This window comes from Sphingobium abikonense NBRC 16140 (assembly GCF_001598335.1).
Classification (GTDB): domain Bacteria; phylum Pseudomonadota; class Alphaproteobacteria; order Sphingomonadales; family Sphingomonadaceae; genus Sphingobium; species Sphingobium abikonense.
This window is the reverse complement of the sequence record NZ_BCYT01000008.1, coordinates 76008-89378: the sequence shown is the minus strand read 5'-3', so window position 1 is coordinate 89378 and position 13371 is coordinate 76008. Positions and strand designations below refer to the sequence as shown.

The 13371-nt window shown below is 63.0% G+C and carries 18 protein-coding genes; 1 reads left to right on the top strand and 17 read right to left on the bottom strand.

Going from position 1 to position 13371, the window contains the following annotated elements:
- Positions 1-39: 39 nt before the first annotated feature.
- The 16 genes from SAB01S_RS11140 to thiE form a co-directional block, all read right to left on the bottom strand.
- The gene (locus SAB01S_RS11140) at positions 40-408 is read right to left on the bottom strand and encodes a hypothetical protein (protein ID WP_062733075.1); all 369 of its coding nucleotides are present in this window, start codon (positions 406-408) and stop codon (positions 40-42) included.
- Entirely contained in the window at positions 405-1742 is a 1338-nt protein-coding gene (nuoF, locus tag SAB01S_RS11135) for an NADH-quinone oxidoreductase subunit NuoF (protein ID WP_009821726.1), read from the bottom strand. Before nuoF ends, SAB01S_RS11140 begins: the two co-directional genes overlap by 4 nt.
- On the bottom strand, positions 1742-1891 hold the full coding sequence (locus SAB01S_RS18655; RefSeq protein ID WP_169802565.1) for a hypothetical protein: 150 nt from the start codon (positions 1889-1891) through the stop codon (positions 1742-1744). The genes nuoF and SAB01S_RS18655 overlap by 1 nt, the downstream gene beginning before the upstream one ends.
- Entirely contained in the window at positions 1888-2568 is a 681-nt protein-coding gene (gene nuoE / locus SAB01S_RS11130) for an NADH-quinone oxidoreductase subunit NuoE (RefSeq protein WP_062733074.1), read from the bottom strand. Before nuoE ends, SAB01S_RS18655 begins: the two co-directional genes overlap by 4 nt.
- A complete protein-coding gene (locus SAB01S_RS11125; protein WP_062733073.1) occupies positions 2568-2810 on the bottom strand; it encodes a hypothetical protein in 243 nt (80 codons plus the stop codon). Before SAB01S_RS11125 ends, nuoE begins: the two co-directional genes overlap by 1 nt.
- Positions 2810-4045, bottom strand: a complete 1236-nt coding sequence (locus SAB01S_RS11120) for an NADH-quinone oxidoreductase subunit D (RefSeq protein WP_062733072.1) — start codon at positions 4043-4045, stop codon at positions 2810-2812. The genes SAB01S_RS11125 and SAB01S_RS11120 overlap by 1 nt, the downstream gene beginning before the upstream one ends.
- Positions 4045-4881 (bottom strand): NADH-quinone oxidoreductase subunit C, encoded by an 837-nt coding sequence (locus SAB01S_RS11115; protein WP_062733071.1) that lies wholly within the window; start codon positions 4879-4881, stop codon positions 4045-4047. Before SAB01S_RS11115 ends, SAB01S_RS11120 begins: the two co-directional genes overlap by 1 nt.
- A 1-nt stretch (position 4882) precedes the next feature.
- Positions 4883-5437, bottom strand: coding sequence for a NuoB/complex I 20 kDa subunit family protein (locus tag SAB01S_RS11110; RefSeq protein WP_031297956.1), 555 nt, complete (start codon positions 5435-5437; stop codon positions 4883-4885).
- Positions 5428-5802: an NADH-quinone oxidoreductase subunit A gene (locus SAB01S_RS11105; protein ID WP_031297954.1), complete on the bottom strand. Its 375-nt coding sequence runs from the start codon at positions 5800-5802 to the stop codon at positions 5428-5430. Before SAB01S_RS11105 ends, SAB01S_RS11110 begins: the two co-directional genes overlap by 10 nt.
- A gap of 126 nt (positions 5803-5928) precedes the next feature.
- Complete coding sequence (locus SAB01S_RS11100; protein WP_021225740.1) at positions 5929-6744, bottom strand: inositol monophosphatase family protein; 816 nt, start codon at positions 6742-6744, stop codon at positions 5929-5931.
- Between the two features lie 40 nt (positions 6745-6784).
- Positions 6785-7117, bottom strand: a complete 333-nt coding sequence (locus SAB01S_RS11095) for a hypothetical protein (protein WP_245646461.1) — start codon at positions 7115-7117, stop codon at positions 6785-6787.
- A 17-nt stretch (positions 7118-7134) separates the two neighbouring features.
- Positions 7135-7698: an elongation factor P gene (efp, locus tag SAB01S_RS11090; RefSeq protein ID WP_021225738.1), complete on the bottom strand. Its 564-nt coding sequence runs from the start codon at positions 7696-7698 to the stop codon at positions 7135-7137.
- Positions 7699-7832: 134 nt separating this feature from the next.
- Complete coding sequence (locus SAB01S_RS11085) at positions 7833-8411, bottom strand: M23 family metallopeptidase (protein WP_062733069.1); 579 nt, start codon at positions 8409-8411, stop codon at positions 7833-7835.
- Entirely contained in the window at positions 8408-9499 is a 1092-nt protein-coding gene (locus SAB01S_RS11080; RefSeq protein ID WP_062733136.1) for a L,D-transpeptidase family protein, read from the bottom strand. The genes SAB01S_RS11085 and SAB01S_RS11080 overlap by 4 nt, the downstream gene beginning before the upstream one ends.
- A 59-nt stretch (positions 9500-9558) precedes the next feature.
- Positions 9559-10329 carry an SDR family oxidoreductase gene (locus tag SAB01S_RS11075; protein ID WP_062733068.1) on the bottom strand — a complete coding sequence of 257 codons (771 nt, stop codon included), beginning with the start codon at positions 10327-10329 and terminating at the stop codon, positions 9559-9561.
- Positions 10330-10344: 15 nt separating this feature from the next.
- The gene (gene thiE, locus SAB01S_RS11070) at positions 10345-11055 is read right to left on the bottom strand and encodes a thiamine phosphate synthase (protein WP_062733067.1); all 711 of its coding nucleotides are present in this window, start codon (positions 11053-11055) and stop codon (positions 10345-10347) included.
- Positions 11056-11154: 99 nt separating this feature from the next.
- Here thiE and SAB01S_RS11065 point away from each other — a divergent pair, with 99 nt between their 5' ends.
- The gene (locus SAB01S_RS11065) at positions 11155-12282 is read left to right on the top strand and encodes a DmpA family aminopeptidase (RefSeq protein WP_062733066.1); all 1128 of its coding nucleotides are present in this window, start codon (positions 11155-11157) and stop codon (positions 12280-12282) included.
- Between the two features lie 43 nt (positions 12283-12325).
- Here the strand turns inward: SAB01S_RS11065 and SAB01S_RS11060 are convergent, their stop codons facing one another.
- Positions 12326-13231, bottom strand: a complete 906-nt coding sequence (locus SAB01S_RS11060) for a fructose bisphosphate aldolase (RefSeq protein WP_062733065.1) — start codon at positions 13229-13231, stop codon at positions 12326-12328.
- Between the last annotated feature and the right edge of the window lie 140 nt (positions 13232-13371).

Below are 13371 nucleotides of genomic sequence, written 5' to 3'. Positions count from 1 at the left end.
TGCGCGTGGCGCCTGAGCAATGATTGGATAATCCACGCCTCACGCATTGGGACGACCCCGGAATAGATTCCAGTTCGGCACGACGACCGCGACGAACATGACAAGAAACAGGGCATAGCCCCAGGTAAAGCCCCATGTCTGGGACAGGAAAAAGCCCTTGATGACCTGAATGCCCGCGCCAGCCACATAGAGATAGACGCCAAGCGCCTTGGCCAGTCCGGTCAGGTAAGCGCCGAACACCGCCATGACCATCCCCACCAGCGTCGCGATGACGATCGGTTCGCCATAAAGCGACGGCGCGTCCGCCAGCGCGAACACCAGCGTGACGAAGAAGGCCGCCCAGATAAGGGCGAAACCCCATCCGAACACCCGCAGCGTCTTGTAGCCGGTGACAGGCTGCTCGATCACTCGGCAGCCTCCATCACCGGCGCGCCGCGTTCGGCGATCCGGCGCTCGATCTCAGGGCGGAAATGGCGGATCAGGCCTTGGATCGGCCAGGCGGCCGCGTCCCCCAGCGCGCAGATGGTGTGACCTTCGACCTGCTTGGTCACCTGGAACAGCATGTCGATTTCGCTCTGGTCGGCGTCGCCGGTGCGCAGCCGCTCCATTACCCGCCACATCCAGCCGGTGCCTTCGCGGCACGGCGTGCACTGCCCGCAGCTTTCATGCTTGTAGAAATAGGACAGGCGCGAAATGGCGCGGACGATGTCGGTCGACTTGTCCATGACGATGACAGCGGCGGTGCCAAGACCCGATCCGAGCGCCTTCAGCCCGTCAAAGTCCATCGGCGCGTCCATGATCTCCTTCGCCGGCACCAGCGGCACCGACGAACCGCCGGGGATCACCGCCAGCAGATTGTCCCAGCCGCCGCGAATGCCGCCGCAATGGCGGTCGATCAACTCGCGGAATGGAATGCCCATCGCCTCTTCGACCACGCAGGGCTTGTTCACATGACCGCTGATCTGGAACAGCTTGGTGCCCAGATTATTGGGTCGCCCGATGGAGGCGAACCATTCGGGCGAGCGCCGCAGGATCGTCGGGCCGACCGCGATCGATTCCACATTGTTGACCGTTGTCGGGCATCCATAAAGGCCCGCGCCCGCCGGGAAGGGCGGCTTCAGGCGCGGCTGGCCTTTCTTGCCCTCCAGGCTTTCGATCTGTGCGGTTTCCTCGCCGCAAATATAGGCGCCCGCGCCGCGATGGACGAACACGTCGAAATCATAGCCCGACCCGCAGGCATTCTTGCCCAGGAAGCCCTTGGCATAGGCCTGCTCGACGGCGGCGAAGAGGACCTTCGCCTCATAGATAAATTCGCCGCGGATATAGATGTACGCCGCGCGCGCGCGCATCGCGAAACCGGCGATCAGCGCGCCTTCGATCAGCTTGTGCGGATCGTGGCGGATGATCTCGCGGTCCTTGCAAGACCCCGGTTCGGATTCGTCGGCGTTGATGACCAGGAAGCTCGGCCGGCCGTCTTTGCTTTCCTTGGGCATGAAGCTCCACTTCATGCCGGTCGGGAAGCCCGCGCCGCCGCGACCGCGCAGGCCGGACGCCTTGATGCGGTTGATGATCTCGTCCTGGCCGATCTCCAGCAGGGCCTTGGTATTGTCCCAGTCGCCGCGCTTCATCGCCGCGTCAATGCCCCAATCCTGGAAGCCATAGACGTTGGTGAAGATGCGATCCTTGTCGGCCAGCGGACCGACAAACGGCGGCGGCGCGGGGGGCGCGGTATCTTCGGCCATTATCGGCCCTTTCCGATCAGTTTTTCAGCAACGAAATAGGCGAGCACGGCCACCGCCAGCCCGAGGACGAGGCCCAGCACCGCGCCCAATATCTTAAGCGCGATGATAAAGACGACGATCGCGAGGATGATGGAGACAAGCGCGCTCATGCGGCGGTGGCTCCCCACTGGCCGCGATAATCATGATTGTCCTCGACCATCTCTTTCAGACTGGTCGGCCCTCCCTCGGGGCAGCTGGTCTGCCGCTCGATCTGCGGACCGATCTTCGGCTGTTTTCCAGCTGCCAAGTCGTCCAGGATCGCGCTCATGCTGTCATAGGTCAAATCTTCGAAATTATCGTCGTTGATCTGGACCATCGGCGCGTTGGCGCAGGCGCCCAAGCACTCGACCTCGGTCAGAGTGAACAGGCCGTCGGGCGTGGTCGACCCCTTCACCAGCCCCTTATTCTTGCAGGCCGAAAACACATCGTCCGACCCGCGCAGCATGCAGGGCGTCGTGCCGCACACCTGCACATGATAGCGGCCGACCGGCGCGAGGTTGTACATGGTGTAGAAGGTCGCGACTTCATAGACGCGCATGTAGGGCATATCGAGCTGGCGGGCGATATATTCCATCACCGGCACGGGCAGCCAGCCCTGCGTCTGCGTCTCCGCGCCGACCTGCCGCTGGGCGAGATCGAGCAGCGGCATCACGGCGGACTGCTGGCGGCTGGCGGGATAGCGGGCGATGACCTTCTTGGCCTGTTCGGCATTTTCGGCGGTCCACTCGAACGCGCCCCAGCGCGCGCGGGTTTCGGCCTCATCAGGGATATGGGGTGCGTCAGCCATCAGATTTCACCGCGCCAAGTTGCTTTCGCAACGAAGAAAGTCTGGATCGCCGCAGCGGACCCGAAGATACCAAACGCGAGCATGGTCAATGTCTCATATTCAAAAATTTGGCCCGAAAAGATCATGAGCGCAAACACCGCCCAAGCAGGCAGTCCCAGGAACAGCGTGTAGGCTCGCACCCATTTCGGCAGCACCGCCCACATGCGACGGTAGCCAAAAATGTCGGCGCGCTTCGCGGTCATCACCGGTCACACTCCCCGAACACGATGTCCATCGCGCCCAGAACGGCGGTGGTGTCGGCGAGCATGTGGCCCTTCATCATGAAGTCCATCGCCTGCAGGTGCGAGAAAGCGGTCGGGCGGATCTTGCAGCGATAGGGCTTGTTGCTGCCGTCGGCGACCAGATAGACGCCAAATTCGCCCTTGGGGCTTTCGGTCGCCACATAGACTTCGCCGGCGGGGACGTGGAAGCCCTCGGTGTAAAGCTTGAAGTGGTGGATCAGCGCCTCCATCGATCGCTTCATCTCGCCACGCTTGGGCGGCACCACCTTGCGGTCGAAGCTCGCGATCGGCCCTTCGGGGATTTCATTGAGGCACTGCTTCATGATCCGCGCGGACTGGCGCACTTCCTCGACGCGGACCATGAACCGGTCATAGCAGTCGAAATTGGTGCCGACCGGAACGTCGAACTCCATTCGGTCATAGACGTCATAGGGCTGCGCCTTGCGGATATCCCACGGGATACCCGACCCACGGATCATCGGGCCGGAAAAGCCCCATTTCAGCGCGTCTTCCTTGCTCACCACGGCAATGTCGACATTGCGCTGCTTGAAGATGCGGTTGTCAACCACCAGGCTCATCGCGTCCTCGAACAGACGCGGCAAACGCGTGTCGAGCCAGTCGGCGATGTCGGTCAAAAGCTTCAGCGGTACATCCTGATGCACGCCGCCCGGCCGGAAATAGGCCGAGTGCATCCGCGCGCCCGACGCCCGCTCGAAGAAGTTGAGGCAATCCTCGCGAATCTCGAACAGCCACAGGTTGGGCGTCATCGCGCCCACGTCCATCACGTGCGACCCGAGGTTCAGCATGTGATTGCAGATGCGGGTCAGCTCCGCGAAGAAGACGCGCAGATATTGCGCGCGCAGCGGCACTTCCAGGTTCAGCAGCTTTTCGACCGCCAGCACATAGCTATGCTCCATGCCGAGCGGCGAGCAATAGTCGAGCCGGTCGAAATAGGGCAGCGCCTGCAGATAGGTCTTATACTCGATCAGCTTTTCGGTGCCGCGATGCAGCAGGCCGACATGCGGGTCGCAACGCTCAACGATCTCGCCGTCCAGCTCCATGACGAGGCGCAGCACGCCGTGCGCCGCCGGGTGCTGCGGACCGAAGTTGATCGTGTAATTCTGGATGTCCGTATCGCCCAGCGTCGGATCGCTGGCGTCGGTGCGGTGCTCCAGTTCGTCCAGATAATCGGCCATTACGCCTTGTCCTCCGGCTTGGCTGTGCCCTTGCCTTCGTCAGTATGCTCTTCCGGCTTCACCGGCGCATCATCCGACTTGGCGGCTGCCTTCGCATTGGCCGGCTCACCAGCCCCCGTATCGCTCTTGCTCTCGGTCGTCTTGGGCGTGCCGCCCTTCGCATCGCCCTTGGGCGCGGCCGGCGGCGGCGGTGGAGCGGGCGCAGGCGTCGGCGCGCCGGGCGCCTGGCCGGCCTTTTCGTCGCCCGGCAGCACATATTGCGCGCCTTCCCACGGGCTCATGAAATCGAAACTGCGAAAATCCTGCGCCAGGCGGACCGGCTCATAGACGACCCGCTTATCCTCTTCGGAATAGCGCAATTCGACATAGCCGGTCAGCGGGAAGTCCTTCCGCTGCGGATGGCCCCTGAACCCGTAGTCGGTCAGGATGCGGCGCAGGTCGGTATTTCCTTCAAACACGACGCCATACATGTCGAACACTTCGCGTTCCAGCCAGCCGGCGACCGGCCAGATGTGCGTGACGGTCGGCACCGGCATATTTTCGTCCGTGCTCACCTTCACGCGGATGCGGTGATTCCGCGTGACGCTCAGCAGATGATAACAGACCTCGAACCGCTCGGCCCGATCGGGATAATCGACCCCGGCAATCTCCATCAACTGCTGATAATGCGCCCCATCGCGCAGCGCGACCATGGCGTTGGCCAGCTCCTCACGCGCAACCGTGAAGCTCAGTTCGTCGGCATGGTCGACGGTTTCGATCAGCATCGACCCAAGAAGGGTGCCGATTTCCTCGGCGATCCCATCGATGGTCGCAATGCGGGGTGCAGAATGGCCCATATTAACGCTCGATCGTCCCGATGCGGCGGATCTTCCGCTGCAACTGCATCACGCCATAGAGCAGCGCTTCGGCGGTCGGCGGGCAACCCGGCACGTAAATGTCGACCGGCACGATGCGATCGCAGCCGCGCACCACCGAATAGCTGTAGTGATAATAGCCACCGCCATTGGCGCAGCTGCCCATCGAAATCACATATTTCGGGTTGGACATCTGGTCATAGACCTTGCGCAGGGCCGGCGCCATCTTGTTGCAGAGCGTGCCCGCAACGATCATCACGTCGGACTGGCGCGGCGACGCACGCGGCGCGGCGCCAAACCGCTCCATGTCGTAACGCGGCATGTTCACATGGATCATCTCGACCGCGCAGCACGCCAGGCCAAAGGTCATCCACCACAGCGATCCCGTGCGCGCCCACTGAAACAGCTCCTCGGTCGAGGTGACAAGGAAGCCCTTGTCGCTGACTTCGCCGTTCAGCGCGTTGAAGAAGTCCTGGTCGGGTTGGGTGCCCACCGGCGGCATGGTGCCGGGGATGGGCCGCTCAAGTTCTACTCCCAATCGAGTGCTCCCTTCTTCCACGCATAGACGAGGCCGAGCACCAGCTCCGCTATGAAGATCATCATCGTCGCCCAGCCGGCCCAGCCGATCTGGTCCAGGCTGACCGCCCAGGGAAACAGGAACGCCGCTTCAAGATCGAAGATGATGAAGAGAATGGCGACCAGATAGAAACGCACGTCGAACTGGCTGCGCGGCTCTTCGAATGCGGGGAAACCGCACTCATATTCGCTGAGCTTTGCCGGGTCTGGCTGATGCGCGCCAGTCAGGCGGCCGACCAGCATCGGCAGAAAAACGAAGGTGCCGGAAAGCAGCAAGGCAATCCCGAGAAAAATCAGGATCGGCAGATATTGGGCAAGATCGACCAACGGAGTCCCCTGGGCGAAAAGGTTGTGGGCGCGCTTTAGGCCCGCTGCATATGCGAAGCAAGGGGCCAAGGGCATGAGAATGAATCGCAAAAAGGCCAAGTCATTGAAGCGCTTGGCCCTTGTCGGTCATCGCAACGCGCCAGCAACCAATTTATGCAATTTGGAATGGATCGCGTCATTGCCCGCGATCACTTCCCGGCGGTCGATCATCTGGTCGCCGCCGCGAAAATCGCTGACGAAACCACCGGCTTCGCGCACCAGCAACATGCCCGCAGCCACGTCCCAGGGTTGCAGACCGCTCTCCCAAAAGCCGTCATATCGACCGGACGCGACATGGGCGAGGTCGAGCGACGCCGCGCCAAAGCGGCGGAGCCCCGCGACAGAAGGCGCGACCGCGCCAAAGATGCGCGACCATTGCGCCATGTCGCCATGGCCCATGAAAGGAATGCCGGTCGCGATGACGCAATCGGCCATGTCGCGCCGCGCCGACACGCGCAGTCGCTGGTCATGACGCCAGGCGCCCCGGCTTTTTTCCGCCCAATAGCTTTCATCCGTCACCGGCTGATAGATAAGGCCGGTCGTCACTTCCCGCTTGTTGCCGCCATAGAGCGGCTCCTCGACCGCGATCGAGATGGCGAAATGGGGAATGCCGTGCAGGAAATTGGTCGTGCCGTCGAGCGGGTCGATGATCCAGCGCGGCTTGGTCGGGTCGCCGGCAATTTCGCCGCCTTCCTCCAGCAGGAAGCCCCAGTCAGGCCGGGCCTTCTGCAATTCCTCCACCAATGTGCGTTCGGCCTGCTCATCGGCCTTCGACACGAAATCGGCCGGCCCCTTGCGGCTGACCTGCAGATGCTCGACCTCGCCGAAGTCGCGACGCAGTTTCGAACCCGCCTTGCGCGCGGCGCGCTCCATGACGGTGAGAAGGCCGGAATGCGATACCATGTTCATTCTCCGCCGCCCGTACCGGCGGCTTGCTGGGTTATTACTTGGGCGCGGCGGCAGGCGCGGCGGGCGGGCGATAGCCGCAGGCGCCGGCGATTACCGCCAGCATCTGCGACGCATCCTTGCGGTCGACCTTGCCGGGATTGGCAGCGACGACCTTGTCCACCGCGCCGCTGATCTGAGACACCGAATTGCTGTAGAGGCATTCGAACAGCTTGTTCTTCACCGGCTGTTCGACCTCATCGGATTGGAGCGCGCTGCTCATGACCCGCAGCACGAACGCTGCATTGGCAAGCTGCGCCTTGGACGGTCCGGCTTGCGCGTGAACCGTCGCCGGGAACAGGCCCGCCGCCAGCGCACCCGCCAGCATCATGCCGCGCCCCATGCCCATTACTCGGCCCGCTTCACATATTCTCGTTCGTAGACATCGACCACGATGCGCGTGCCGGTGACAATATGCGGCGGAACCATGACGCGCACGCCATTGTCGAGGATCGCGGGCTTGTAGCTGGCCGAGGCGGTCTGCCCCTTCACCACGGCGTCCGCTTCCACAACGGTCGCTTCAACCGTTTCGGGCAGTTGCACGCTGATCGGCCGTTCTTCATACATTTCCAGCATGACCATCATGCCGTCCTGCAGGAAGGCCGATGCCTCACCCACCAGATCCTGCGGCAGGTTGATCTGCTCATAGGTTTCGGTGTCCATGAAGACGAGCATGTCGCCTTCGGCATAGAGATACTGGAAATCCTTGGTATCAAGCCGGATGCGCTCGACGGTTTCGGCTGAACGGAAGCGCACATTATTCTTGCGGCCGTCGATCAGGTTCTTGAGTTCCACCTGCATATAGGCACCGCCCTTGCCGGGCTGGGTATGCTGGATCTTCACAGCGCGCCACAGGCCGCCGTCATATTCGATGTTGTTGCCGGGACGAATCTCGACGCCGCTGATCTTCATTGGAAGAGCCTGCCTATATGTCTGAATGGATAAAGAGCCGGCCTCGTGGGAGGCTGGGCGCGCCTTTACCCGGTGATCGGCAACAGGGCAAGGGGGGCCGCGTTCTGCCGCCACGCTGCCAGGGCAAACACCCTTCATTGGCGATGAAGCAGGGGATAGGGATTGATCGGCGTTCCGCCATACCAGGCCTCGCCCGGCCGCATCTCGTGAATGGCGAAATGCAGGTGCGGCGCCGCGTCGTCTGCATTGCCTGTGCTTCCGACCGTCCCGATCGTCTGACCACGCCGCAGCCCCTGCCCTTCCCTCAGCCCCGGCGCATAGCCGTCGAGATGGGCGTAATAATAGATGCGCCTGCCATCGGGCGAGCGCTGATACACGGTCCGGCCACCTTCCTCGCTCCAGAACAGTTTTTCGATGCGGCCGTTCGCGGCAGCGACAACCCGCCTCCCGCGCGCGGCCATGATGTCGATCGCATCATGCGGTCGCGCGCCACCCGCACGCGCCTGCGTGAACGTATCCATCAGAGCGAACGGCGACACGCCCTCGACCGGAACGACCAGCCCGCCGGATTCAGCCAATTGTGGAGGTTGGGACGATCGGGGAGATGCCGGTGACGACGGCGCATCGGCGGGCATGATGCGCACACAGAATTGGGCAAATGCGATACAAAGGAGCAGCGCAGCAACGCCCCCGCCCCACGCCCGGCGGCTCACGCCTGGAACTTCGCCTTGACGCCGGTCTTCACCATCTGCGCAAGCCGTGCGGCATCCCAATTGGTCAGGCGAATGCAGCCATGGCTTTCCGTCCGACCGATCGTCTGCGGTTCAGGCGTGCCGTGAATGCCATAATGATCCTTGGACAGGTCGATCCACACGACGCCGACCGGGCCGTTGGGCCCCGGCTTCAATACCGCCTTCTCGTCCTTCGATGACGCATCCCAGAAGAGGTCGGGATTATAATGGAAGTCCGGATTGCGGCTGACGCCCTTGATTTTCCATTCACCGATCGGCAGCGGGTCATGCTGCGACCCGGTGGTCACAGGAAATTGCGCGATCATGCGATTGTCGGCGTTATAGACCTTCAACAGCCCTTCTGATTTGTCCACGACGATATGGTCGGCCTGTGGCTGGTCCTTGGCGACGCCCAGGCTTGCCAGCGTTTCGCCCCAGCCGCGTTCATCGCCCTTGATCTGCGCGACCGGCTGATTGTCGATGGCGGGCACGCGGATGGTGGCACCCGCTCCGACCTTTGTCGTGGGTGAATTGAGCGCCACCAGTGCCTCGGGCGTCGTATGAAAGCGCTCGGCCAGCTTCTCCATCAAGTTACGATAGGTCAGCGCCGGCAAGCTGGCCTGCTCGTTCAATCCCGTGGGGATGGTGAAAAACGGTCCGCGCGCGAAATCCGCCGGGATTTTGACCAGATATGTGGTCGGCCGTGCTTCGCCTTCCAGCAGCATATTGGCGGTCTTCTGGTCAAATTCCCCCGTCACCGGCAGGTCATGCGCTTCCTGGAAACCGCGCAGCGCCGCCTTATAGCTCATGCCGTCCTTTCCATCGAGCACGCCCGGCGAAAATCCCCACCGATCAAGCGCCACCTGCGCCATCAAAATGCGATTGGGCTGTTTGGGGGTCTGTTCGGGAACGACCTCAAAATCATAGGCCGCATTTTTTGCCGCCATCTGGGCTGCCGCGTCATTGCCTGACTTGACGGCCTCCTGCGCCGGCTGGCTGTCATTGGCGTCGGTGACGGTCACGTTGCAGGCGCTGCACAGGAAGGCGGCAAGCAGGACAGTATTTCGCAAGGCATATTCTCCATTTCGGTGGAGCACCAACGCCGCATGGAGAAAAGGGATGCGCGGCCCTAATGCGCGTAGATCATCTTGCGCGTCATCCCGCCATCGACCGCGATCTGCTGCCCGGTGATGAACGCAGCACCTTCCGAAGCCAGAAACGCCACCGTGGCGGCAATATCCCCCGGCTCGCCGACACGGCCAACTGGATGCTGCTCGCGGTCGATATCGCGATGGTCCGCCGGCGCGCGCTCCGATGCCTTGGCCCATGGGCCCGTCTCGATCCAGCCGGGCAGGATGGCGTTGCACCGAATATCGGGGCCAAGGCTGATGGCAAGTGCGTGATTGAGCGCCAAGAGAGCGCCCTTGGCTGCCGCATAGGCCTCACAATGCGGCTCCGACTGGATCGCGCGCGTGGACGCCATCAGCACGATGCTGCCCTTGCGTTGCCTCAGCAATGGCACGGCGGCGCGCGTCATCAGAAATGCCCCGGTCACATGACTGTCCTGCCATCGCCGCCAATCCTCGAGCGCCAGCTTGTCGATCGGCCCGCTGACCGGATCGGCCAGCCCCGCATTGGACACGAGCAGGTCCAGGCCGAGCTGCGCATCGTCCTTGATCCAGTCACTCACGGCATCAAACGCCTTTGCCACCGCCGCTTCATCGCTGACATCAGCTTCCAGCGCCAGCAGGCGATCACTGGGCATCTCGGCCGTCAGATCACGGACAGCTTCGCCATCCTTGTCGATCGCGACGACACGCCACCCCTCGGCAATCAGATGCTGAACGATGCCCTTGCCAATGCCCTGCGCGCCGCCGGTAACGATGCCGGTCCGGGTCATGATGCCTTCCTTTCGTCAGGCGCGCGGGGGCGGCGGCTTGCTCGCCAGAACGTCCGCGAACGCTGCGACCCCAGCGCGCGGCCCTGCCGGATGGTTCCACACCGCCCCGCTGACCGCCAGGAAATCCGCGCCCGCCGCTACCAGGGGGGCAGCATTATCCGCCGTGATGCCGCCAATCGCCACGCAGGGCAGTTCGAACAAGGTCGTCCACCAGCCAAGGATCGACGGCTCCGGGCGGTGCATCGTTTCCTTGGTCGTCGTCGGGTAAAAGGCCCCGAAAGCGACATAATCCGCGCCCGCCTCTCCGGCCTCCATGGCCAGATGCCGACTGTCATGGCATGTCACGCCAATCTGCACCTTGGGGCCAAGCAGCTTGCGCGCGGTCTTGGGGTCGCCATCGCCCTGCCCCAAATGCACGCCATCCGCGCCCAGACGCTGCGCCAGCACCACGCTGTCATTGATGATGAAGGCAACATTCCGGTCCACGCACAATGCCTGCAGAGGCTCTGCCGCGCGCGCGATGTCATCGTCCGGCATTCCTTTCAGCCGCAGCTGAAAAGCGGCGACGTGCCCGCCATCGAAGGCCGTCGCAAGCCGATCGACGAAGCTCGCGTCGATCGCCGGAGGCGAAATCAGGTAAAGCTGGCAGGCGGGGCGAAAGCCCTGTTCGAACTGGGCTGCGAATTGCGGGTCGAGCGCCAGTTCCTCGTCGGTAAAATCGGTCATGGCCGCCTTATAGCTGCTCCGCCGCCCGCGCCAAGGCCGGCTATGGATCGAACCACAGCCCGCTGATAGCATGATCGCAAATTTTAGGGGGATGTTTCCATGCGCTGCGTTCTGGCCCTTTTACTCCTGTTGCCCGCCGTGCCGATCCAGGCTGAGACCGATGGCCGGCCCCGCGCGCGCGAAGCGGGCGTCACCGTCGGCATCCTCCAGCCCGGCCCGCTCAATGCCATCACCGATGTCAAAGGCGTCAAGGTCGGCCAGGTGACATTGCCACGCAGCCGCGACGTGAACACGGGCGTCACCGCCATCCTGCCCCATGGCGGCAACCTCTTTCAGGACAAGGTGCCGGCCGGCTTCGTCGCCTATAATGCGTTCGGCAAGTTCATGGGGTCGACCCAAGTCGTGGAACTGGGCGAAGTCGAAACGCCGATCCTGCTGACCAATACCCTGAACGTGGCGGAAGCCGCCGCCGCTGCCGTCGAATGGACCTTGGCGCAACCGGGCAATGAAGAAGTCCGGTCGGTCAACGCGGTCGTGGGCGAAACCAATGATGGCCTGCTCAACGACATTCGCGCGCGCCATGTCAGCATCGCCGATGCCCGCCGCGCGATCGAGACGGCAGCCACTGGCCCGGTGGAGGAAGGCGCGATCGGCGCTGGCGCCGGCACTGTCGCCTTCGGGTTCAAGGCAGGAATCGGAACCGCGTCCCGCATCCTGCCGGCGTCGCTGGGCGGATGGACGATCGGCGTCCTTGTCCAGGCCAATTATGGCGGCGTCCTGACCATTGCAGGCGTTCCCGTGGGCGTGAAGCTTGGCCGCTACGACTATCGGCAACAGGTGGAGGACAGGAAAGCCGACGGCTCCGTCGTCATCGTCATCGCCACCGACGCGCCCTTGTCCGATCGCAACCTGCGCCGGGTCGCCGAGCGCGCTTTTGCCGGCATCGCCCGGACCGGGTCGAGTTTCTCCAACGGCTCAGGCGACTATGCGCTGGCATTTTCGACGGCACAGGCCGTGCGGCGAACCTCCGAGAGGCGCAAGGGCGTGGCCAATGTTGAGGACCTGCCCAACGATGATATCTCGCCGATCTTTCAGGCGACGATAGAAGCGACCGAGGAAGCTGTCCTCAACGCCCTGTTCAAGGCGCGCACCATCGAAGGCCATCGCGGCACCGCGCAGGCCCTGCCCTTGGACAAGGTGCTGCCTATGCTGGAGACGAAGCCCTAACAGCGTTGGCGACGGTCGATCGCCGCCAACACCTTTTATGGGATCAGGCCGCGACCGGCTGTTTTGCGGTCGACGCGGCGTGGATTTCGTCGATCGCCTCGGCGAGCGCCGCGTTGAATTCCTCGTCGCTCATCTGATGGCGCAGGTCGTTCAACAGCGCCCGGCTAAAGCTCGCGATGATGCCGCGGTTCTTCGCCAGTTCGGCGCACGCCTCGGTGCGGCTGAAGCCGCCGGACAAGGCGACGACGCGTAGCACCTTGGGGTGATCGACCAACGGATCGAACAGCCCCGCCTTCGCCGGCAGCGACAATTTGAGCATGACCTGCTCGCCTTCGGGCAAGCCATCCAGATTTTTGAGGATTTCCTCCAGCAGGATCTGATCAGCCTCGGCGCGTTCAGGCGACTTGATGTTCACTTCCGGCTCGATGATCGGCATCAGGCCGCCGGCCAGCACCTGGCGACCGATCTCGAACTGTTGCGCGACGACGGCGGCAATGCCTTCACGATTGGCGAGATTGATGACCGAGCGCTCCTTGGTACCAAACACGCCCAGGCCCTTTGCGCGCGCCAACAGCGCGTCAAGTTCCGGCATCGGCTTCATCATCTGGACGCCATTGGCTTCATTCTCCAGGCCCTTGTCGATCTTGATAAAGGGCACGACGCCCCGATCAATCAAAGCCGCCGGGGTCGGCTTGCCGTCGACCGTGCCGTCCATCGTCCGTTCGAACAGGATCGCGCCCAGAACCTTCTCTCCACTGAAGGCCGGCGCGGTGATGATGCGGCTGCGCATCGCGTGGATCAGGCCAAACATTTCCTCATCGTTCGACCAAGCACCTTCCTCGATCCCATAGCCCTTGAGCGCCTTGGGCGTCGACCCGCCGCTCTGGTCGAGCGCGGCGATGAAGCCGTTTCCTTCGGCGATCTTCTGCCTCATATCCTGATCCAGCATCTGCACATACCTTCTCTCATGGCGCTACCCCTCCGGCAGCGCAAAATCGGGCGATCCACTGCTTTAGCCGCGGGGACCGCACGGACGGATAGTCCGCCCTGCCCGCCCAAGCTGTTAGCGAGCGCCATGCCGCACCGCAA

Coding starts and splice junctions, on each gene's coding strand:
- nuoF (WP_009821726.1), bottom strand. CDS start 1,742: ATGGCCGAAGATACCGCGCCCCCCGCGCCGCCGCCGTTTGTCGGTCCG.
- SAB01S_RS18655 (WP_169802565.1), bottom strand. CDS start 1,891: ATGAGCGCGCTTGTCTCCATCATCCTCGCGATCGTCGTCTTTATCATC.
- nuoE (WP_062733074.1), bottom strand. CDS start 2,568: ATGGCTGACGCACCCCATATCCCTGATGAGGCCGAAACCCGCGCGCGC.
- SAB01S_RS11125 (WP_062733073.1), bottom strand. CDS start 2,810: ATGACCGCGAAGCGCGCCGACATTTTTGGCTACCGTCGCATGTGGGCG.
- SAB01S_RS11120 (WP_062733072.1), bottom strand. CDS start 4,045: ATGGCCGATTATCTGGACGAACTGGAGCACCGCACCGACGCCAGCGAT.
- SAB01S_RS11115 (WP_062733071.1), bottom strand. CDS start 4,881: ATGGGCCATTCTGCACCCCGCATTGCGACCATCGATGGGATCGCCGAG.
- SAB01S_RS11100 (WP_021225740.1), bottom strand. CDS start 6,744: ATGGTATCGCATTCCGGCCTTCTCACCGTCATGGAGCGCGCCGCGCGC.
- SAB01S_RS11095 (WP_245646461.1), bottom strand. CDS start 7,117: ATGATGCTGGCGGGTGCGCTGGCGGCGGGCCTGTTCCCGGCGACGGTT.
- efp (WP_021225738.1), bottom strand. CDS start 7,698: ATGAAGATCAGCGGCGTCGAGATTCGTCCCGGCAACAACATCGAATAT.
- SAB01S_RS11075 (WP_062733068.1), bottom strand. CDS start 10,329: ATGACCCGGACCGGCATCGTTACCGGCGGCGCGCAGGGCATTGGCAAG.
- thiE (WP_062733067.1), bottom strand. CDS start 11,055: ATGACCGATTTTACCGACGAGGAACTGGCGCTCGACCCGCAATTCGCA.
- SAB01S_RS11065 (WP_062733066.1), top strand. CDS start 11,155: ATGCGCTGCGTTCTGGCCCTTTTACTCCTGTTGCCCGCCGTGCCGATC.
- SAB01S_RS11060 (WP_062733065.1), bottom strand. CDS start 13,231: ATGCTGGATCAGGATATGAGGCAGAAGATCGCCGAAGGAAACGGCTTC.